General features: G+C 60.9%; 19 protein-coding genes. 7 read left to right on the plus strand and 12 right to left on the minus strand.

Annotation, left to right across the window (positions count from 1 at the left end; genetic code table 11):
- Positions 1-121: 121 nt before the first annotated feature.
- The 4 genes from HX811_RS19900 to HX811_RS19915 all read right to left on the minus strand — a co-directional run bounded on the left by HX811_RS19900 (position 122) and on the right by HX811_RS19915 (position 3530).
- Positions 122-1015: an NAD-dependent epimerase/dehydratase family protein gene (locus tag HX811_RS19900; protein WP_177047041.1), complete on the minus strand. Its 894-nt coding sequence runs from the start codon at positions 1013-1015 to the stop codon at positions 122-124.
- 104 nt (positions 1016-1119) lie between these two features.
- Complete coding sequence (locus HX811_RS19905; protein WP_177047043.1) at positions 1120-2016, minus strand: LysR family transcriptional regulator; 897 nt, start codon at positions 2014-2016, stop codon at positions 1120-1122.
- A 41-nt stretch (positions 2017-2057) separates the two neighbouring features.
- Complete coding sequence (locus HX811_RS19910; RefSeq protein WP_008436691.1) at positions 2058-2648, minus strand: NAD(P)H-dependent oxidoreductase; 591 nt, start codon at positions 2646-2648, stop codon at positions 2058-2060.
- 117 nt (positions 2649-2765) lie between these two features.
- A complete protein-coding gene (locus tag HX811_RS19915; protein WP_177040602.1) occupies positions 2766-3530 on the minus strand; it encodes a sulfite exporter TauE/SafE family protein in 765 nt (254 codons plus the stop codon).
- A 190-nt stretch (positions 3531-3720) separates the two neighbouring features.
- Here HX811_RS19915 and HX811_RS19920 point away from each other — a divergent pair, with 190 nt between their 5' ends.
- Positions 3721-4617 carry a LysR substrate-binding domain-containing protein gene (locus HX811_RS19920; protein WP_177047045.1) on the plus strand — a complete coding sequence of 299 codons (897 nt, stop codon included), beginning with the start codon at positions 3721-3723 and terminating at the stop codon, positions 4615-4617.
- Here HX811_RS19920 and HX811_RS19925 read toward each other — a convergent pair.
- Complete coding sequence (locus HX811_RS19925; protein WP_177047047.1) at positions 4563-5969, minus strand: amino acid permease; 1407 nt, start codon at positions 5967-5969, stop codon at positions 4563-4565. The genes HX811_RS19920 and HX811_RS19925 overlap by 55 nt on opposite strands.
- Before the next feature lie 165 nt (positions 5970-6134).
- Positions 6135-7385, minus strand: coding sequence for a kynureninase (gene kynU, locus HX811_RS19930; RefSeq protein ID WP_003212302.1), 1251 nt, complete (start codon positions 7383-7385; stop codon positions 6135-6137).
- Between the two features lie 142 nt (positions 7386-7527).
- On the opposite strand from kynU, the gene HX811_RS19935 reads away from it, so the two are divergent.
- Complete coding sequence (locus HX811_RS19935; protein ID WP_003212305.1) at positions 7528-8001, plus strand: Lrp/AsnC family transcriptional regulator; 474 nt, start codon at positions 7528-7530, stop codon at positions 7999-8001.
- 124 nt (positions 8002-8125) lie between these two features.
- Here the strand turns inward: HX811_RS19935 and catA are convergent, their stop codons facing one another.
- Genes catA through HX811_RS19950 form a run of 3 tightly spaced genes read right to left on the minus strand, consistent with a single transcriptional unit; the run spans position 8126 to position 10529 of the window.
- Positions 8126-9055: a catechol 1,2-dioxygenase gene (catA, locus tag HX811_RS19940; RefSeq protein ID WP_008436682.1), complete on the minus strand. Its 930-nt coding sequence runs from the start codon at positions 9053-9055 to the stop codon at positions 8126-8128.
- 42 nt (positions 9056-9097) lie between these two features.
- On the minus strand, positions 9098-9388 hold the full coding sequence (catC, locus tag HX811_RS19945) for a muconolactone Delta-isomerase (protein ID WP_003212310.1): 291 nt from the start codon (positions 9386-9388) through the stop codon (positions 9098-9100).
- A gap of 16 nt (positions 9389-9404) precedes the next feature.
- On the minus strand, positions 9405-10529 hold the full coding sequence (locus HX811_RS19950) for a muconate cycloisomerase family protein (RefSeq protein ID WP_177047049.1): 1125 nt from the start codon (positions 10527-10529) through the stop codon (positions 9405-9407).
- 114 nt (positions 10530-10643) lie between these two features.
- Between HX811_RS19950 and HX811_RS19955 the strand changes: the two genes are divergently transcribed.
- Complete coding sequence (locus HX811_RS19955) at positions 10644-11519, plus strand: LysR family transcriptional regulator (RefSeq protein WP_003212314.1); 876 nt, start codon at positions 10644-10646, stop codon at positions 11517-11519.
- 138 nt (positions 11520-11657) lie between these two features.
- On the opposite strand, the gene HX811_RS19960 is transcribed toward HX811_RS19955, so the two are convergent.
- The gene (locus HX811_RS19960) at positions 11658-12656 is read right to left on the minus strand and encodes a helix-turn-helix domain-containing protein (RefSeq protein ID WP_008436676.1); all 999 of its coding nucleotides are present in this window, start codon (positions 12654-12656) and stop codon (positions 11658-11660) included.
- A 312-nt stretch (positions 12657-12968) separates the two neighbouring features.
- Between HX811_RS19960 and antA the strand changes: the two genes are divergently transcribed.
- From antA to HX811_RS19980, 4 genes are all read left to right on the plus strand, one after another.
- Positions 12969-14360, plus strand: a complete 1392-nt coding sequence (gene antA, locus HX811_RS19965; RefSeq protein ID WP_003212318.1) for an anthranilate 1,2-dioxygenase large subunit — start codon at positions 12969-12971, stop codon at positions 14358-14360.
- Positions 14360-14851 (plus strand): anthranilate 1,2-dioxygenase small subunit, encoded by a 492-nt coding sequence (antB, locus tag HX811_RS19970; RefSeq protein WP_102368034.1) that lies wholly within the window; start codon positions 14360-14362, stop codon positions 14849-14851. The genes antA and antB overlap by 1 nt, the downstream gene beginning before the upstream one ends.
- Positions 14852-15021: 170 nt before the next feature.
- Positions 15022-16029 carry an anthranilate 1,2-dioxygenase electron transfer component AntC gene (gene antC / locus HX811_RS19975; RefSeq protein ID WP_102605607.1) on the plus strand — a complete coding sequence of 336 codons (1008 nt, stop codon included), beginning with the start codon at positions 15022-15024 and terminating at the stop codon, positions 16027-16029.
- A 71-nt stretch (positions 16030-16100) separates the two neighbouring features.
- Positions 16101-17501 carry an amino acid permease gene (locus HX811_RS19980; RefSeq protein ID WP_177047051.1) on the plus strand — a complete coding sequence of 467 codons (1401 nt, stop codon included), beginning with the start codon at positions 16101-16103 and terminating at the stop codon, positions 17499-17501.
- Between the two features lie 177 nt (positions 17502-17678).
- Here the strand turns inward: HX811_RS19980 and kynA are convergent, their stop codons facing one another.
- Together kynA and kynB are read right to left on the minus strand one after the other, a co-directional pair.
- Positions 17679-18536, minus strand: a complete 858-nt coding sequence (gene kynA, locus HX811_RS19985; protein ID WP_008436669.1) for a tryptophan 2,3-dioxygenase — start codon at positions 18534-18536, stop codon at positions 17679-17681.
- Positions 18533-19183 carry an arylformamidase gene (kynB, locus tag HX811_RS19990; RefSeq protein WP_087693454.1) on the minus strand — a complete coding sequence of 217 codons (651 nt, stop codon included), beginning with the start codon at positions 19181-19183 and terminating at the stop codon, positions 18533-18535. The genes kynA and kynB overlap by 4 nt, the downstream gene beginning before the upstream one ends.
- Between the last annotated feature and the right edge of the window lie 216 nt (positions 19184-19399).

The raw sequence follows: 19399 nt of genomic DNA on the forward strand, positions 1-19399 counted from the left end.
CCGAGTCGCCCCTTTCGCGAGCAAGCCCGCTCCCACATTTGACCGCATTCCAAAGTTGGAACTCGGTTAAGTGTGGGAGCGGGCTTGCTCGCGAAGAGCTCGCCTCGGTCTCAAGCGAACATCACACCATCTCGTTGCGAATCCACTCGACTACAGAAGTCCGCTTCGGCGCCCATCCCAGCAATTCCCGCGCATGCTTGCCGCGCACCCGGCTGTTGGAGCCCAGGCCATAGTTGGCCATTTCATAACCCCACTCGGCCTCGGCATCCGCCAATGGCCAATCCTGTGGTTTACCCAGCTTCAGCGCTTCGGCAATCGCGGTGGTCATGTCGACAAACGCCGCTTCGCCACTCTCCACAAAGTAGAAAGTGCCCGGCACATTCTTTTCCAGCGCCAGCAGGTACAACGCAACCACGTCTTCAATGTGCACGTTGGACCAGATGTTCTGCCCGGTGCCCACATGCCGCACTACACCGCTTTTGCGTGCCTGCTTGAGCAAGCGTGGCAACTGCACGCTGTCGCGCTTGACGCCCAGGCTGTGACCGTAGATCAGGGTGTTGCAGATCACTGCCGAGTTCACGCCATCTTTGGCGGCAGCCAGGATCAGGTTGTCGATGGCCACGCGAGCAGCCTTGTCGACAGTCGGCGCCGGCAGGTTGTCTTCAAAGTAGATGACATCGCTGGACTTACCGCCCGACGCATCGCCAACGATGCTCGAACCGCTGGTGTGCAGGAAGGTTTTGTTGGAACCGCGCAGCGCGGCCAGCAAGGTTTCCACGGCGCCGCGATGGTCGCTGCTGGCGGCGTTGATCACCGCGTCAGCTTTCTTCGCCTGTTCGGTCAAGAGCGTGTTGTCATCCAGCGTGCCGATTACCGGCGTGATGCCCAGTGCAGTCATTTCCGCAGCCTGTTCGGTGCTGCGCACCAGGCCGGTGACGTTATGGCCGGCCTTGACCAGGCCAGTGGCGATGGAACCGCCGATAAAACCGGCAGCGCCGGTGATGAATACGTTCATGGAGGTGTCTCCCTGCGTGAGTAATTGATGGACTCAGTATTGCGGACCTATCCATTCCGAATAAGTCCGTATTGCCCAATTCAATCTTGCGCAGAGGTCACGAATCAGCTGGCGTAGCTGACCAGCTTGCCCTGGATAAAGTCCAGGAAGCACTGGATGCGCAAGGCCAATTGCGAGTTGCGGTAGTACACCGCATTGATCGGTTGACGATAGCCGCTGTTGAACTCGGCCAGCACCGGTATCAGGCGCCCGGTCTTGATGTCCTGGGCGGTCATGAAGTCCGATAAACAGGTGATGCCCTGCCCTTCCAGCGCCAGCTGGCGCAAGGTTTCACCGCTGGAAGCGGCGACACCGGGCTGGATTTGCCAGCGATCGCCGTGCACATGGCGCAACGGCCAGTGGTTGAGGGTTTCGGTCTGGGTGAAGCCGAGCAACGTGTGTTCGGCCAGTTCGGCAACGGTAGTGGGCGTGCCGTGCTGTTCCAGGTACGCCGTGCTGGCGAGGATATGCAGCGGGCTGCACCCCAGTGAGCGGGCGTGCAACGTCGAGTCGGCCAGGGCACCGATACGAATCGCGATGTCGGTGCTCTGTTCCAGCAGGTCGATGATCAGGTCGTTACTGTTCAGTTCCAGCTGGATATCCGGGTACAGGCCACGAAACTCGGCGATGTACGGCACGATCGCATGCAGCATGAACGGCGACGCCGCGTTGATCCGCAGGCGCCCCGACGGGGTTTGCTGGCGCGACGACAGGCGTTCTTCCAGGTCGTCCATCTGCTCGAGGATCACCTTGGCCCGCTCGAAGAAATACTTGCCCTCTTCGGTCAGGTCCATGCGCCGGGTGGTGCGATTGATCAGGGTGGTGTCGAGCTTGGCTTCCAGGCGCGACAAAGTGCGGCTGACCGCCGACGGCGTCTGCCCGACCTGCTCGGCTGCGGCGGAAATCGACCCGCATTCAATCACGCAGACGAAGATCTGTAGCTCATCGGATCGGGCTTTCAACGTGAATCCTCTTTATAGCGGCTGCACGGATACTAGCCGCATTACAGACTCAGGTTAAACACCTGTGCCAGATGCTGTTCATAACGCGCCACGTCGGCTTCGATGGCCGGGCGTTTCATCACGTCCACACAGAGGAAGGTCGGCAGGCCGGTCATGCCGAGGAACTCGTTGGCCTTGTGGAACGGGAAATACACCGCGTCCACGCCCTTGGCTTCGAAGAAGTCGGTGGGGTCGTCGAACGCTTGCTGAGGAGCGTTCCAGGTCAGGGACAGCATGTATTGCTTGCCCTGGATCAGGCCACCGCTGCCGTATTTCTGCGACGAGTCGGAGCGGGTGCGGCCGTCGCTGGCGTACAGGCTGCCGTGGCCTTCGGTGAAGACTTCATCAATGTACTTCTTGACGATCCACGGAGCGCCCATCCACCAGCCGGGCATCTGGTAGATGATCACGTCGGCCCAGAGGAATTTGGCGACTTCTTCGGCCACGTCGTAGCCGGCGTCGATGTGGGTTTCCTTGACGTCGATGCCGCCACGGTCCAGTACCGCCAGGGCGGCTTCATGCAGGGTGCTGTTGTAGCGACCGTCGGAATGGGCGAATTTCTTACCGCCGTTGAGCAGGAGTACTTTTTTCATAGGGGGTGCCTAAAGATTAAAAATGTCTGAAGGCAGGGTAACGGGGTCAGTCCGTTGGAATAAGCGTCCCGGCGGCAAAATACATTTGACCAAGGCGCACGAATCAGCGGCATATTGTTAACCACTGATCAGCAGATGACCTCCCAGCGCGGCCATGCCGATAAAGAACACCCGCTTGAACAGCACGGCACTGATGCGCTGGCGCAGGGCCTGGCCCAGCCACATCCCGAGCAGCGCGGGAACCAGCGCCAACAACGAGGCGTTCAATTCACCGCCGCCCAGGCTGCCACGCCAGAACAGCCCGGCTGCCAGCGCCAGCGTCGACACGGTGAACGACAGCCCCAACGCCTGTACCAGCTGATCGCGGTTCAAGCCCAACGCTTGCAGATACGGCACCGCCGGTATCACAAACACCCCGGTGGCCGAGGTGATCACCCCGGTCAGCACGCCGCACAGCGGGCCCAGCCAACGCTCGGTGGCCGGACTTACCTTGAACGTCGGCAGCAACAGCCCGCTCAAGGCATACACCAGCAGCGCGCCGCCCAACGCGCGCACCACCCAATGCCCGCCATCCATGCCCAGCCACACCGAGCCCAGCCCGGTGCCGAGGAAAATCAGCAGGAGCATCGGCCACAGGCGTTTGATCAACGCGCTCAGGTGACCGCCGAAGGCCAGTTGCCAGAGGTTGGTGACGGTGGACGGGATGATCAGCAACGCCGCAGCCTGCGCCGGCAACATAGCCAGGCCGAGCATGCCCATGGCGACGGTGGGCAGGCCCAGGCCGATGACGCCCTTGACCGTACCGGCCAGCAGGAAGGTGCCGATCACCAGCCATGTCAGGGCCGGGCCGAGGTTTTGGTAGAACGCGAGTAAGGTATTCATGGGTCGATTTTGCAGGTTTGGGTGATGTCTGAAAATTCGCCATATACTGAGGCAGCCTCTTGTTTTGCATGAGGCAGATGACCTCATCGCAGGCAAGCCAGCTCCCACATTTTGAAAGGGTTCACAGATCTAAATGTGGGAGCGGGCTTGCTCGCGAAGAGGCCCGTACAGACACTGAGATCCCCAGCCCATGCACTTTGACCTGATCGACCTGCGCCTGTACCTGCACATCCTCGACACCGGCAATATCACCGCCGGCGCCAGCCGCAGCCATTTGTCCCTGGCGGCGGCGAGTGCACGGATCCGGGCGATGGAAGCCTCCCTGGGCATCGAGTTTCTTGAACGTGGCCGCCGTGGCGTCACCCCGACTGCTGCGGGTAAAGCCCTCGCCCGTCACGCCCGCCTGCTGTTGCAGCAAGCCGATCACCTGCAGCAAGACCTCGCGGAATACGCCAACGGCGTCAAGGGCCAAGTGCGCCTGCTGTGCAACACCACCGCCCTGAGCGAGTACCTGCCGGAACTGTTGGCGGACTTTCTGCACGAGCACCCCAACCTCGACATCGACCTGCAGGAACTGCCAAGCCTGCGCATCACCCACGCCTTGCGCCAGGGCGCGGCAGACCTGGGGCTTATTTCCGACGCAGTAGATACCCACGGCCTGCAAACCCTGCCCTTTCGCGACGACCCGCTGGTGCTGATCATGCCGCTGGAACATCCGCTGGCCGGGCGCACCGTGAGTTTTATCGACAGCCTGCAGCACGACTACGTGGGCCTGGCCGCCGACAGCGCGCTGGCGGTGTACCTGGAGGAACAGGCATTGCACGCAGGCTTTCGCTTGCAGACACGCATCCGCGCAGATGGGTTTGACGGGCTGATTCGCATGGTCGCCCGGGGCGCCGGGCTGGGGATCGTGCCCCTGGCCGCGCTGGAGCGCTGGCCGTTGGAGCGGCGCTTCAAGGCCCAAACCCTGAGCGAGGATTGGGCCTGTCGCAAACTGCTGTTATGCGCCCGCGAGTTCGAGCAATTGCCTGGTTATGCCAAAGCCTTGTTCGATGCCTTGGCCGCGCCCTTGCGGAAAAATACGTAGTACACCGCCGACAGAATCAGCAGGAACGGCACCCCGAACACCAGCGTCATCTTGAACGCATCGGTGAAAAACGTGGTGATCATCACCTCGCCCATCAGCACCAGGCCCAGCAGTGTGCTGTAGGGAAACAGCGCCAGCTGGAACGACAGCTTCGCCCCGCCGTGACGCTTGCGGTAGCGACGGAAAAACAGGTGCGTGAGGAAGATCATGAACCAGGTGAAGATCGCGCCAAACATCGAGATCGCCATCATCAGGGTGAACGAGCTTTCCGGGTAAACCACGTTCAGCAGGGTCGCCAGGGCAATGCCCGAGCTGGACAGCAACAAGGCGTTCAACGGGATCCCGCTCTTGCTCAAGGCGCCCATGGACTTGGGCGCAAAACCGGCGCGGGACAGGCTGAACATCATGCGGGTGGTGATGTAGAGCTGGCTGTTCATCGCCGACAGCGCAGCGATCAGGATCACGAAGTTCATCACCCCGGTGGCGCCGGGAATGCCGATGGTCTGCATCACCGTGACGAACGGGCTCTGGGCGTGGCCGGCCTGGTTCCATGGCACGATGGCCAACATCAGCGCCAGGGTCAGCAGGTAGAACACCACCAGGCGCACGATGGTCGCGCGGAAGGCTTTTTTCACCGCCTGCTCCGGGTCGGCCGCTTCACCGGCGGCCACCGCGATCATTTCCACGCTCAGGTAACTGAAGATCGAGACGATCACCGCGATCCACATGCCGCTCAACCCGTTCGGGAAAAAGCCGCCGTGGGCCGTGTAGTTCTGCACACCGTAATCCGGGTTGCCGGAGCCGAACACCACGTACACCGCGAGGATGATGAAGCCAACGATGGCGCTGATCTTGATCGTGGAGAACCAGTACTCGAAGTTGCCGAAGGTCTTGACGCTGATGGCGTTGAGTACGATCAGCACGCTGGAAAACGAGACGATCCACACCCATTCCGGCACGTTGGCAAACCAGTACTTCATGTACATCGCCACCGCCGTGACCTCGGCGCCCACAGCCAGCACAATCGCCGCCCAGTACGCATAGCGCACCAGGAAACCGGCCAGCGGGCTGACGTAAAATTCGGCATACGCGCCGAAGGAGCCCGAGGTGGAATGCGCCACGGTCATCTCCGCCAGGCAGCCCATCAACAGCAAAGTGATCAGCGCACCGATGGCATAGCTCACCAGCACGCTGGGCCCGGCATAGCCGATGGCGTAGGCGCTGCCCATGAACAGCCCGGTGCCGATGGCGCCACCGATGGCGATCATGCTCATCTGGCCGGAAGTGAGCTGGCGCCTGAGGCCCAGTTCGCGATTGGTGATTTCGGCAAAGCCTTGGTTTGGCGTGGTCACGTGGCGTGCCCCTTTATTATTGTGATTGCACTGCTTTCTGGTTGAAACACTGTTCCCTGTGGGAGCGGGCTTGCTCGCGAATGCGGTGTGCCAGTCAATACATCAGAGACTGATAGACCGCATTCGCGAGCAAGCCCGCTCCCACATTTTTTGCTCTGCGTTTACTCAGGTGACGCTGTGGCGAACCTTGAACTGCGGCTGGTCCCAGGTTCTCTGATCGAGAATCTCACCCAGGATTTCCACCGCATCCCACACTTCAGCAAAGCTGGTGTACAGCGGGGTAAACCCGAAACGCATGATGCGCGGCTCGCGATAATCACCAATCACGCCGCGAGCGATCAAGGCCTGGATAACCGCGTAGCCTTCCGGGTGTTCGAAGCTGACGTGGCTACCCCGTCGGGCATGCTCACGCGGGGTGATCAGGGTCAGGTCGTGGGCGGCGCAACGGCTTTCCACCAACTCGATAAACAGGTCGGTCAACGCCAGGGATTTAGAGCGCAAGCTGGCCATATCGGTCTGGGCGAAAATATCCAGGCCACACTCCACCATCGCCAGCGAGGTAATCGGCTGGGTGCCGCACAGGTAGCGGGCGATGCCCTGGCTCGGGGCATAACGCGATTCCATGGCGAACTGTCGGGTATGCCCGAACCAGCCCGACAGCGGCTGCGTAACCACATCCACCAGCGCCGGGTTGACCCACACAAACGCCTGGGAGCCGGGCCCGCCATTGAGGTATTTGTAAGTGCAACCAATCGCATAATCGGCACCGGCCTGATGCAGGTCGATCGGCACCGCGCCCGCCGAATGCGCCAGATCCCAGATCGCCAGCGCGCCACATTCATGGCTCAAGGCAGTCTGGGCCTGCATGTCGTACATGTAGCCGGTCTTGTAGTTGACGTGGGTGAGCATCACCACGGCCGTGTCCTGGTCGATGGCTTTCGGCAGTTCGTCCGGGCTGTTGACCAGGCGCAGGGAGTAGCCCTGTTGCAGCAGTTCGGTGAGGCCTTCGGCGATGTACAGGTCGGTGGGGAAATTGCTCGCTTCGCTGACGATCACCTTGCGGCTTGGCGCGCGTTCGCGTTGCACGGTCAGCGCGGCGCTGAGCACTTTGAACAGGTTGATGGAGGTGGTATCGGTGATCACCACTTCACCGTCGCGGGCACCGATCAGCGGTGCCAGGCGATTGCCCAGGCGCTGGGACAGGTCGGCCCAGCCGGCACTGTTCCAGCTGCGAATCAGGCCATTGCCCCACTCCTCGGCGATCACCGCTTGCGCTCGTTCCAGTGCCGCTACCGGGCGCGCACCGAGGGAGTTGCCGTCGAGGTAGATGACCCCGGCCGGCAAGGCGAATTGGTTGCGCAATGGCGCCAGCGGATCCTGGGCGTCGAGGGTCAGGCAATGGGTGCGGGTGGTCATGGTCAGTCCTGTTGTTGTAGTAACAATGAGCCAAATAATGAACGAAGCTTTAGAGAATTTTCGTGCAAAGTGGTGGGCAACAGGCTAATTAAGCTGTAGGAAATTCGAATTTAACCCCCAAACACGCGGATTTATTCTAACCATGATTCTCGACGCCACCGACCTGCGCCTTCTGCATTTCCTGCAACAGGATGGCCGTATCAGTAACCAGGAACTGGCGGAGAAAGTCGCCCTGTCGCCGTCGGCCTGCCTGCGGCGTTTGCGCCTGCTGGAAAGCGAGGGAATCATCAGTGGTTATCGGGCGGTGTTGAACGCCGAGCAACTGGGGATCGAGCTGGAGGCCATCGTCCACCTGTCGTTACGCCAGGATGTGGAGGATTGGCACGAGACGTTTATCAAGAAGGTGCAAGGGTGGCCGGAGGTGGCCAGTGCGTATGTGATTACCGGGGCGAGCAATTATGTGCTGCGGGTGCAGGCGCGCAACCTCAAGCACTTTTCGGATTTCATTGTGAACCACCTGAACCGCACGGCGGGGGTGATGGATATTCGCTCGGAGATCGTGCTGCAGAAGATCAAGGATCGGGATGATCTGCTCGATCTGGTTGTTCGCAAGTAGGCCAAACGATACAGCGCCAATGTGGGAGCGGGCTTGCTCGCGAATGCGGAGTGTCAGTCACCGGAAATATTGACTGATCCACCGCATTCGCGAGCAAGCCCGCTCCCACATTTTTCTACCGCGTTCAGTCTTCGAGCGCGCGAACTCGCTGCATGCGCTTTTGTTCTACCGGCGCCGCCGCAGGTTGCAACTCGAAGTCAAAATCAATCTGCGCAAACTGCCCTTCCACACCAAATTCCTTCGCCAGGTTTGCGTCCTCGCTGAAGCGAATTTCGGCGATCAACTCATCCCGCGTCGCATAGGCAAAATCATCATGCAGGTACGGGTCATCCGACAGGTTGATCTGCGTGGTCAGGTGCCGATGGCCCGGCGCCGAGATGAAGAAGTGGATATGCGCCGGCCGCTGGCCATGGCGCCCCAACTGGTCCAGCAACTGCTGGGTCGGGCCGGTCGGCGGGCAGCCATACCCCGACGGCACGATGCTGCGAAAACGGTAGTTGCCCTGGGCATCGGTCTCGATTCGCCGACGCAGGTTGAACTCCGACTGCGTGCTGTCAAACCACGAATACGTACCACCGGTATTGGCCTGCCATACATCGACAATCGCCCCCGCCAACGGCTTGCCATTGGTGTCGCGCACCTGGCCCTGCATGAACAGCGGCACGCCCGGGTCCTGCCCGTCGTCCAGCCGCGCCTCGAACTTGGACAGCGGCGCACCGGCCACATACAGCGGGCCTTCGATGGTGCGCGGGGTGCCGCCGGATTTGCCGGCTTCCTCGTCTGCCGCGTCCATCAGCATGTCCAGGTAATGCTCCAGGCCCAACCCTGCCGCGAGCAAGCCGGCTTCCTGGTTCTTGCCCAGTTCGTTGAGGTAGTTGACCGCCTTCCAGAACTCTTCCGGAGTCACTTCCAGGTCTTCGATGATGTTCACCGTGTCCCGCAGGATCCGGTAGATCAGCGCCTTGGCCCGTGGGTTGCCGCCGTCGTTAAGGTTGCCGCTGGCTTCTTCGAGAAACTGTTGGGCGTGAGCAGTCTGGGAAAGTCGGATGGTCATGGTGCAATCCTCATCTTGTAATTATTAGGTGAAAAAACAGACTCAGCGATCATCCTCACGGATCGACGATGGATGCCGGCACAGGGCATTCACTTCGATGGCCATGTAAGGATAAAGCGGCAGTTGCATCAGCAGGTCATGCAGTTCCTGCACGCTGTCGACATCGAACACGCTGTAGTTGGCGTACAGCCCGGCGATGCGCCACAGGTGGCGCCATTTGCCTTGCTCCTGCAGCCGCTGGGAGAAGGCTTTTTCTTCAGCCTTGAGGCCGGCAGCGCGCTCGGGGTTCATGTCGACGGGCAGGTTCACGGTCATTTTTACGTGGAACAACATCGCAGGTGTCCTCTTGTTAGTTATCGCGACGGAAGAACGCCAGGCGCTCTTCATCGATGGCCAGGCCCAGGCCCGGAGCGGTGGAGACATGCAGGTGGAAATCGCGGTACACCAGCGGCTCGGCGAGGATGTCTTCGGTGAGCAGCAGCGGGCCGAACAGCTCGGTGTCCCACGCCAGTTTGTTCAAGGTGAGAAAGGCATGGGCCGAGGCCAGGGTGCCGATACCGCCTTCGAGCATGGTGCCGCCGTACAGGCCGATACCCGCCGCTTCGGCAATCGCAGCGGTGCGCAATACCGCACGCGGCCCGCCGTTTTTGGCGATCTTCAGGGCGAACACCGAGGCCGCGCCTTCGCGGGCCAGGTTGAAGGCATCTTCCACGCATTCGATGGACTCGTCGGCCATGATCGGCGCCGGGCTCGACAGGTTGAGCCGCACCATGCCACTACGGTTGTTGCGCGAGATCGGTTGTTCGATCAGGTCGATACCGTTGTCCCCCAGCACCTTGCAGGCGCGCAGGGCCACGGCTTCGTCCCAGGCCTGGTTGACGTCGACCCGCACACTGGCGCGGTCGCCCAGGGCTTTTTTGATCGCGATGACGTGGGCCAGGTCCTGGCTGACTTCACCGGCGCCGATCTTCAATTTGAAAATGCGGTGGCGGCGCAGGTCGAGCATCTTCTCGGCCTCGGCGATGTCTTTTTCGGTGTTGCCGCTGGCCAGGGTCCAGGCCACCGGCAAGGCGTCCCGCACGCGGCCGCCGAGCAATTCGCTGACCGGCAGGTTCAGGCGTTTGCCGAGGGCATCGAGCAAGGCGCTTTCGATACCCGACTTGGCAAAGGTGTTGCCCCGGATGCTGCGCTCCAGGCGCAACATGGCGGCATTGATGTTGCTCGCGTCCTGGCCGAGCAGCAGCGGCGCGAAGTGCCGGTCGATGTTGATCTTGATGCTGTCGGGGCTTTCATTGCCGTAGCTCAGGCCACCGATGGTGGTGGATTCACCAATGCCTTCGATACCGTCGGCGCAGCGCACGCGGATGATCACCAGGGTCTGGTTCTGCATCGTGTGCATCGCCAGTTTGTGCGGGCGGATGGTAGGGAGATCGACGATGATGGTCTCGATCGACTCGATGGCGCAAATCGGCATGGCAATACCCGTTGGGTTCTTTATAGATTTGGCCTGATTCTGTTCCGGATCTCTGCTGGCTTCCAATATAGAATGAGTCTCGAACAATACCCTTAAGGTATGAATGGAGTCTTTATGGAACTGCGCCATCTGCGTTACTTCCAGGTGCTGGGGGAAACCCTCAACTTCACCCGCGCCGCCGAACGCCTGCACATTGCCCAGCCGCCGTTGAGCCGGCAGATCCAGCAATTGGAGGACGAACTGGGTGTGGTGCTGCTGGAGCGTGGGCGCCCGTTGCGCCTGACCGAAGCCGGGCGGTTTTTCTATGAGCACGCCAATGTGCTGCTGGAGCAACTGGGCAAGGTGTGTGACAACACCCGGCGCATCGGCCTTGGGCAGAAAACCTGGCTGGGCATCGGTTTTGCGCCGTCGACGCTGTACGGCGTGCTGCCGGAGTTGATTCGCCGGCTGCGCAGCCACGATGGCCTGGAGCTGGAGTTGGGCCTGTCGGAGATGACCACGCTGCAACAGGTTGAAGCTCTCAAGGCCGGGCGGATTGACGTGGGCTTCGGGCGGATTCGCATCGACGACCCGGCCATTGTGCAGCGGGTGTTGGTGGAGGACCGGTTGGTGGCGGTGTTGCCCGCCGGGCATCCCCTGCTGGGCGCCCCGGCCACCCTGGCGCAATTGGCCGCTGAACCCTTCGTGCTGTATCCCGGCAACCCGCGGCCGAGCTACGCCGACCATGTGATCGCGCTGTTCGATGCCCATGGCTTGAGCCTGAAGGTTTCGCAGTGGACCAACGAATTGCAGACCGCCATTGGTCTGGTCGGCGCAGGCATGGGCGTGACCCTGGTACCCGCCTCGGTGCAGGTGCTGCACCGCGCAGACATTGGCTATACGCCGGTGGTGGAGGCCACCGCCACGTCGCCGATCATTCTCAGCCGGCGGATCAATGACCAGTCGCCGGGGCTCAGTCATTGCCTGCAACTGGTGGAAGAGTTGATTTAAAAGAACACCACACATCCAATGTGGGAGCGGGCTTGCTCGCGAATGCGCAGTGTCAGTCACCGAATGAGTTGGCTGATGCACCGCATTCGCGAGCAAGCCCGCTCCCACAGTTGATCCCCTTTGTTTTTGAGTAGGTGTTCATCCACGCATGCGCCGGGCGTCGTTGCGTTGCAGGGTCTGGCTGGGGGATTCGTCAAACAGCTTGCGGTATTCGGCCGAGAATCGCCCCAGATGAGTAAAGCCCCAGCCCAGGGCGATTTCGGAGATGGTGCGCGTGGAGCCATGTTCGAGGATTTGCTGGCGCACGGCACCCAGGCGGTATTTCTTCAGATAGGCCATGGGCGACAGGGCGAAGTATTTGCGGAAGGCATCGAACAGCTTGAAGCGCGACACGCCCGCCGCCGCCTCCAGATCCTCCAGGTGCACCGCTTCCCGGGCGTTGTCGTGGATGTACTGTCGGGCACGAATCAAATAGTGCGGCAGCTTCACCCCCAGCACGTCCCGCAGTTCTTCGGAATAGTTGTTCGGCTGGGCCAGGATCAGGCCCTTGATCAGCGAGCTTTCCAGGTCCCGGGTAAACGCCACCTGGTCATACAGCTCGCTGCTGCGCTCCAGTTCGGCGATGAAATACCGCGCCATGCGCCACCACGACGCGGAAGCGCCGTCCACCGCGTCCATCGCCGACTCGAAGCGCAGCGGCGCTTCAATCGGCCGCTGCAGCAGGCCTTCCAGGGATTCGCTCATCGCCGCGCGGGTGATCACCACCTGCAACTTGCGGCAGTCGCCGGAGATCTCCAGCACCTGATGTTCGTTGGGCGAGATGATCACGCCCTGGTCACGGTTGGAGCTGAGCCGCACGCCGTTCTTGCTCAGTTCCTGCTCGCCCACCAGCGGCAGGGTCAGGCTGTAGCTGCTGAAGTGCTCGGCGTCTTCGATGTCGATGGTGACGTCGGTGCCGTATTCGATAATCCCCAGCGTCGTGGCGCGGGACTTGAACACATTGGCGCTGTGGTGAAAGCGGATGCGCTCCGGCGTCGCGGTTTGCAGGCGGTGCGGCCCGCAAATGCCGGACATCCAGCTGCAGGCGCCTTCAAGGTCGAAGCGCTCGATACGTATATCGCGTGTATTGCTACTCATCACGGGGCACCCACGGCAATTGTGGCCGGCGCGCTCTGACGGCGCGTCCTGGTAGATCGACAGCAAGTTTTGCGCCACGCCAGCGGGATCGCCACTGGGTGGATAGCAACCGTCGACTAAGTGGATAACAAGCAGACTTTTCCGACAATCGCCTTGCAAGACAGTAGCGCATTCCGCCACCGCCCTGCACCGCCGTGGGTATTTCGTGCCCAACTAAGTGGCCCACCTTCCCCCATTAACCGGATAGCCCGGTGCCCCGCCGCAGCCTCTTAATGGCTTACCCGTCTAGCCATTATCAAAAAGGTGCCTCCCATGAGTGGTGCAAGAAGCGTCGAGCAGTGGAAAAGCTTTATCGAAGGCTGCCTGGACTTCCGTCCGGTGGATGAGGTGTTCCGCATCGCCCGGGACATGTTCACCGAGCCGGAGTTGTTCGAGCTGGAAATGGAGCTGATCTTCGAGAAGAACTGGATCTACGCCTGTCACGAGAGCGAACTGGCCAACAAGCACGACTTCGTGACGATGCGCGCCGGGCGCCAGCCGATGATCATCACCCGCGACGGCGAAGGCCAGCTCAACGCGCTGATCAACGCCTGCCAGCACCGGGGCACCACCCTGACCCGAGTCGGCAAGGGCAACCAGTCCACCTTCACCTGCCCGTTCCATGCCTGGTGCTACAAGAGCGATGGCCGGCTGGTGAAGGTCAAGGCGCCGGGGGAATACCCGGAAGGCTTCGACAAGGCCACTCGCGGCCTGAAAAAAGCGCGGATCGAGAGCTACAAGGGCTTCGTCTTCATCAGCCTCGACGTGAACGGCACCAACAGCCTGGAAGACTTCCTCGGCGACGCCAAAGTGTTCTTCGACATGATGGTCGCCCAATCGGCCACCGGTGAGCTGGAAGTGCTGCCGGGCAAGTCGGCCTACACCTACGACGGTAACTGGAAACTGCAAAACGAGAACGGCCTGGACGGTTATCACGTCAGCACCGTGCACTACAACTACGTGGCCACGGTGCAGCATCGCCAGCAGGTCAATACGGAAAACGGCACCGGCTCGGGCACGACACTGGACTACAGCAAGCTCGGCGCCGGCGACGCGAACACCGATGACGGCTGGTTCGCCTTCAACAATGGCCACAGCCTGTTGTTCAGCGACATGCCCAACCCCACCGTGCGTTCGGGCTACGCCACCATCATGCCGCGCCTGATCGAAGAACACGGCCAGCAAAAAGCCGAATGGATGATGCACCGCCTGCGCAACCTGAACATCTACCCGAGCCTGTTCTTCCTCGACCAGATCAGCTCGCAGCTGCGGATCATCCGCCCTATCGCGTGGAACAAGACCGAAATCATCAGCCAGTGCCTGGGGGTGAAGAACGAGTCTGACGCCGACCGTGAAAACCGTATTCGCCAGTTCGAGGATTTCTTCAACGTCTCGGGCATGGGCACGCCGGATGACCTGGTGGAGTTCCGCGAAGCCCAGCGCGGCTTCCAGGGCCGCCTGGAACGCTGGAGCGATATCTCCCGCGGCAGCCATCGCTGGGAAACCGGGCCGACACCCAATAGCGAATCCATCGGTATCCAGCCGGCGATGACCGGCACCGAATTCACCCACGAAGGGCTGTACGTCAACCAGCACCGCAACTGGCAGAAATTCCTGCTGGACGGGCTCGACCAGCAAGCCCTGAAACTGCGGGAGGTGGAATGATGAATGCGCAATTGCAGTACCGGATCGAGCAGTTTTTTTACCGTAAATCCGAGCTGTGCGATGCCCAGGACTGGGACGCCTACGTGCAGCTGTTCGACCCGCAGAGTGAATTCCACCTGCCGCAGTGGGATTCGGAACATGTCTACACCCGCGACCCGAAGCGCGAAATGTCGTTGATCTACTACGCCAACCGCTCGGGGCTGGAGGATCGGGTGTTTCGCCTGCGCACGGGCAAGGCCGCGTCGGCCACGCCGATGCCGAGGACGCTGCATTTGATCAACAACGTGCGGATTGCCGAGCAACCGGGCGGGCTGCTGGAAGTGAAGTTGAACTGGCACACGTTGTTCTATCGGCTGGCGACGTCGGAGCAGTTCTACGGCAGCGCCACTTACAGCCTCAAGCCCGATGGCGACAGTTGGTTGATCACCCGCAAGCATGCGCTGCTGCTCAACGACACCATCAACTCGGTGCTGGATTTCTATCACCTGTGACCTGATGCATTACACCTGTGGCGAGGGAGCTTGCTCCCGCTGGACCGGGTTGGCGCTCCAGTGCGTAGCGCTCCCGGCTTTTTGGGGCTGCTGCGCAGCCCAGCGGGAGCAAGCTCCCTCGCCACAGGTAAATCGCAGGCATAGAAAATCAAACTCGCGGAGTTCTGCGAATGAATCACAAAGTGGCCTTCAGTTTTGCCGACGGCAAGACCCTGTTTTTCCCGGTGGGCGCCAATGAGATCCTGTTGGATGCGGCGTTGCGCAACGGCATCAAGATCCCGCTCGACTGCCGCGAAGGCGTATGCGGCACTTGCCAGGGCCGCTGCGAGTCCGGCGATTTCACTCAGGACTACGTAGACGAGGAAGCCCTCTCCAGCCTCGACCTGCAACAACGCAAAATGCTCAGCTGCCAGACCCGGGTCCAATCCGACGCGGCGTTTTATTTCGATTTTGATTCCAGCCTGTGCAACGCGCCAGGGCCAGTACAAATCCGCAGTACGGTGAGCCAAGTGCAACAGGTCTCGGCCAGCACCGCGATCCTGCACCTGCAGCTTGAACACCCATTGGACTTTTTGCCGGGCCAATATGCCCGCCTGTCGATTCCCGGCACCGACAGTTGGCGCTCCTACTCTTTCGCCAACCGCCCGGGCAATCAGTTGCAGTTCCTGATCCGCCTGCTGCCCGATGGCGTGATGAGCAACTACATCCGCGAACGCTGCCAGGTCGGTGATGAACTGCTGCTGGAAGCGCCACTGGGGGCCTTCTACCTCAGGCACGTCACCCAACCGCTGGTGCTGGTTGCCGGCGGCACCGGCTTATCCGCGCTGCTGGGCATGCTCGATGACCTGGCCGCCAGCACCTGCCAACAGCCGGTGCACCTGTATTACGGCGTGCGGGGTGCGGCCGATTTATGCGAGGCAACACGCATAAAAGCCTACGCCGATACGATCCCGGGGTTTCGCTACACCGAGGTACTCAGCGACCCACCTTCGGACTGGGCCGGCAAACGCGGCTACCTCACCGAGCATTTCGACCTGGCCGAATTGCGGGATCAATCGGCAGATATGTACGTCTGCGGCCCCCCTCCGATGGTCGAATCCATCAAACAATGGCTGCTGGATCAGGCACTTGATGGCGTTCAGCTGTATTACGAAAAGTTTACCGAGAGTAATATCTGACCCCTCAGCGGTTTGAGGGGCTGGTTCGGTGTGCGATCAACCCTGAAAAAAACAAGTAGAAGGGAATGTTAATGGCGGATGACATGGTTAACCCGGTGGGCCTCAAGCGTGGCCTGAAGAACCGGCATATTCAGCTGATTGCCTTGGGAGGGGCGATCGGGACCGGGCTGTTCCTCGGCTCGGCGGGCGTGCTCAAGTCGGCGGGGCCGTCGATGATCCTGGGCTATGCGGTAGCCGGGTTCATCGCGTTCCTGATCATGCGCCAGCTGGGCGAAATGATCGTCGAGGAACCGGTGGCCGGCTCCTTCAGCCACTTCGCCCACAAGTACTGGGGCGGTTACGCAGGCTTCCTCGCCGGCTGGAACTACTGGGTACTCTACGTGCTGGTGGGCATGGCCGAGCTGACAGCGGTGGGCAAGTACATCCAGTTCTGGTGGCCGGAAATTCCGACCTGGGTCAGTGCGGTGGTGTTCTTTGTGCTGGTCAACCTGATCAACACCCTCAACGTGAAGTTCTTCGGTGAGACCGAGTTCTGGTTCGCGATCATCAAGGTGGTGGCGATTGTCGGCATGATCGTGCTCGGCTGCTACCTGCTGTTCAGCGGCACCGGCGGCCCGCAAGCCTCGGTGAGCAACCTGTGGAGCCACGGCGGGTTCTTCCCGAATGGCGGCATGGGGCTGTTGATGTCCATGGCGTTCATCATGTTCTCGTTCGGCGGCCTGGAGCTGGTGGGTATTACCGCCGCCGAAGCCAGCGAGCCACGCAAGGTGATCCCGAAGGCGATCAACCAGGTGGTGTACCGAATCCTGATTTTCTACGTCGGCGCCCTTACCGTGCTGCTGTCGTTGTACCCATGGGATCAACTGCTGCAAACCCTCGGCGCGTCGGGCGATGCCTACAGCGGCAGTCCGTTCGTGCAGATCTTTTCCTTGATCGGTAACGACACCGCCGCCCACATCCTCAACTTCGTGGTCCTGACCGCGGCACTGTCGGTGTACAACAGCGGCGTGTACTGCAACAGCCGCATGCTGTTCGGCCTGGCCGAGCAAGGCGACGCGCCGAAAGCGCTGATGAAGTTGAACAAGCAAGGCGTGCCGCTGCGTGCCCTGGGCATCTCCGCCCTGGTGACGCTGCTGTGTGTGGTGATCAACTACGTCGCGCCGCATGACGCACTGGAGCTGTTATTTGCGCTGGTGGTTGCCTCGTTGATGATCAACTGGGCGCTGATCAGCCTGACCCACATCAAGTTCCGCAAGGCCATAGGCGAGCAAGGCGTGGTGCCGTCGTTCAAGACCTTCTGGTTCCCGTTCAGCAACTACCTGTGCCTGGCGTTCATGCTGATGATCATCTGCGTGATGCTGGCGATTCCAGGTGTACGGGCGTCGGTGTATGCGATCCCGGTTTGGGTCGGGATTATCTATGTGGCGTACCGGTTGCGGTTGAACAACGCGAAGGCAGTAACAGCGCAATAACCCATGTGGGAGCGGGCTTGTGTGGGAGCGGGCTTGCTCGCGAAGGCGTCGTGTCAGTCACCTGATATATTGACTGACCCACCGCTTTCGCGAGCAAGCCCGCTCCCACATTTTGATCGTATTCCAAATGAAAAGCCCCGGTACTGATGAGTACCGGGGCTTTTTGTTGGGCCTTGATTACAGCGTAGAACGCACTCGCCACAGCTCGGGGAACAATACGGTGTCGAGCATCTTGCGCAGGTAACCCACGCCTTCGGTGCCGCCCGTACCAGGCTGGAAGCCAATGATCCGCTCCACCGTGGTGACATGGCGGAAGCGCCATTGGCGGAACGAATCCTCCAGGTCGATAAACTTTTCGGCCAATTGGTACAGGTCCCAATACCGGCTCGGATCGCGATAAACCTCGCGCCACGCCGCCTCCACGGAATCATCGTGAACCGTTGGCGCCGTCGGGTCGCGTTCGGCGCGCTTGGGGTCGATCGCCAGCCCGGCCTTGGTCATCAGGTTGATCGCTTCGTCATACAGCGACGGCGTGGCAATCGCCACCTGCAGCTCCTTCAACAACTCCGGCCGGTGGGCGTGAGGCCGCAACAGCGCCGCGCTTTTGTTGCCGAGGATGAATTCGATTTCCCGGTACTGGAACGACTGGAAACCCGACGACTGCCCCAGGTACGGGCGGATCGACTTGTACTCCGACGGCGTCATGGTCGCCAGTACCGCCCAGGCGTGCACCAGTTGGTCAAAGATCCGCGACACCCGCGCCAGCATCTTGAACGCCGGCGGCAGCTCACCCAGGCGCACGTGTTCGCGGGCGGCCTTGAGTTCGTGGAGCATCAACTTCATCCACAGCTCCGAGGTCTGGTGCTGGATGATGAACAGCATCTCGTTGTGGTCCGGCGACAGCGGGTGCTGGGCGCTGAGCACTTTGCCCAGGTCCAGGTAGTCGCCGTAGCTCATGGACTCGGAAAAATTCAGCTCGGCGTTATGCCATTCTTCCGGCGGCTGGTAGTCAGGGGAGAAAGGACACTGGCTCATCGCGTGGGCTCCTTGAGCGGGCGGAGAATGGCTCGTACCGGGCTGGCATCGAGGTTGGCAAAACGCAGCGGCAGCGCGATCAACTCGTAATCTCCCTCCGGCACGTCGTCGAGGACGATGCCTTCGAGAATCGCCATGCCATGCCGGGCGACGGCGTTGTGGGAGTCCATGGTCTTGGACTGCTGCGGATCCAGGGACGGTGTGTCGATACCGATCAGGCGCACACCGAGGCTGAACAGCAACTCGACCGTTTGCGGGGCGACGGCGGTGAAATTCGAATCCCAGGCATCCAGCGGTGCCTGTTGATAAGTGCGCAACAGTACACGCTCCGGCAGGTTTTCCAGGCGGCCTTCCAACTGATGCGGCTGCACCAGCGCGCCGCTGCCCAGGCAATGCAGCACCCGGCACGGGCCCATGTACACATCCAGAGACACTTCGCCAATCGGCGCGCCGTCCGCGCTGTAGTGCAACGGCGCGTCCACATGGGCGCCGGTGTGGGGCGACAGGGTGATGCGCCCGACATTCACCGGGCACTCGGGGCCGAACTGCCAGACCCGCTCTTCCTGAAACGGCGTATCACCCGGCCAGGTCGGGGTCGCGGTGCTCAAGGGCGGGCTGATGTCCCACCACGTTTTTATTGGATTCATTTCAAGGCTCTCGGTCGTTACTGGGGTGAATGATACGAGGGCCGGCTGTAAATATTCTTGCGAATTCCAGCGCAAAGTAGGAAATCTTTCGCACTTACTGCGAGGAAATGGCTGATTGGCGCACAGATATTTCGTACCGACTCAATCCTTCAAACAACAAATATCCCCTGTGGGAGCCGGGCTTGCCCGCGATGAGGTCGGCACAGCGTGCCCTTC

The organism is Pseudomonas sp. F8002 (assembly GCF_013385495.1).
Lineage (GTDB): Bacteria > Pseudomonadota > Gammaproteobacteria > Pseudomonadales > Pseudomonadaceae > Aquipseudomonas.

Bases quoted from the DNA above. Each gene is read 5' to 3' on its own strand.
- kynB (WP_087693454.1), bottom strand. From the start codon at position 19,183: ATGAATCCAATAAAAACGTGGTGGGACATCAGCCCGCCCTTGAGCACC.
- HX811_RS19980 (WP_177047051.1), top strand. From the start codon at position 16,101: ATGGCGGATGACATGGTTAACCCGGTGGGCCTCAAGCGTGGCCTGAAG.
- HX811_RS19915 (WP_177040602.1), bottom strand. From the start codon at position 3,530: ATGAATACCTTACTCGCGTTCTACCAAAACCTCGGCCCGGCCCTGACA.
- kynA (WP_008436669.1), bottom strand. From the start codon at position 18,536: ATGAGCCAGTGTCCTTTCTCCCCTGACTACCAGCCGCCGGAAGAATGG.
- HX811_RS19955 (WP_003212314.1), top strand. From the start codon at position 10,644: ATGGAACTGCGCCATCTGCGTTACTTCCAGGTGCTGGGGGAAACCCTC.
- HX811_RS19935 (WP_003212305.1), top strand. From the start codon at position 7,528: ATGATTCTCGACGCCACCGACCTGCGCCTTCTGCATTTCCTGCAACAG.
- kynU (WP_003212302.1), bottom strand. From the start codon at position 7,385: ATGACCACCCGCACCCATTGCCTGACCCTCGACGCCCAGGATCCGCTG.
- catA (WP_008436682.1), bottom strand. From the start codon at position 9,055: ATGACCATCCGACTTTCCCAGACTGCTCACGCCCAACAGTTTCTCGAA.
- catC (WP_003212310.1), bottom strand. From the start codon at position 9,388: ATGTTGTTCCACGTAAAAATGACCGTGAACCTGCCCGTCGACATGAAC.
- antB (WP_102368034.1), top strand. From the start codon at position 14,360: ATGAATGCGCAATTGCAGTACCGGATCGAGCAGTTTTTTTACCGTAAA.
- HX811_RS19900 (WP_177047041.1), bottom strand. From the start codon at position 1,015: ATGAACGTATTCATCACCGGCGCTGCCGGTTTTATCGGCGGTTCCATC.
- antC (WP_102605607.1), top strand. From the start codon at position 15,022: ATGAATCACAAAGTGGCCTTCAGTTTTGCCGACGGCAAGACCCTGTTT.
- HX811_RS19910 (WP_008436691.1), bottom strand. From the start codon at position 2,648: ATGAAAAAAGTACTCCTGCTCAACGGCGGTAAGAAATTCGCCCATTCC.
- HX811_RS19960 (WP_008436676.1), bottom strand. From the start codon at position 12,656: ATGAGTAGCAATACACGCGATATACGTATCGAGCGCTTCGACCTTGAA.
- antA (WP_003212318.1), top strand. From the start codon at position 12,969: ATGAGTGGTGCAAGAAGCGTCGAGCAGTGGAAAAGCTTTATCGAAGGC.
- HX811_RS19920 (WP_177047045.1), top strand. From the start codon at position 3,721: ATGCACTTTGACCTGATCGACCTGCGCCTGTACCTGCACATCCTCGAC.
- HX811_RS19950 (WP_177047049.1), bottom strand. From the start codon at position 10,529: ATGCCGATTTGCGCCATCGAGTCGATCGAGACCATCATCGTCGATCTC.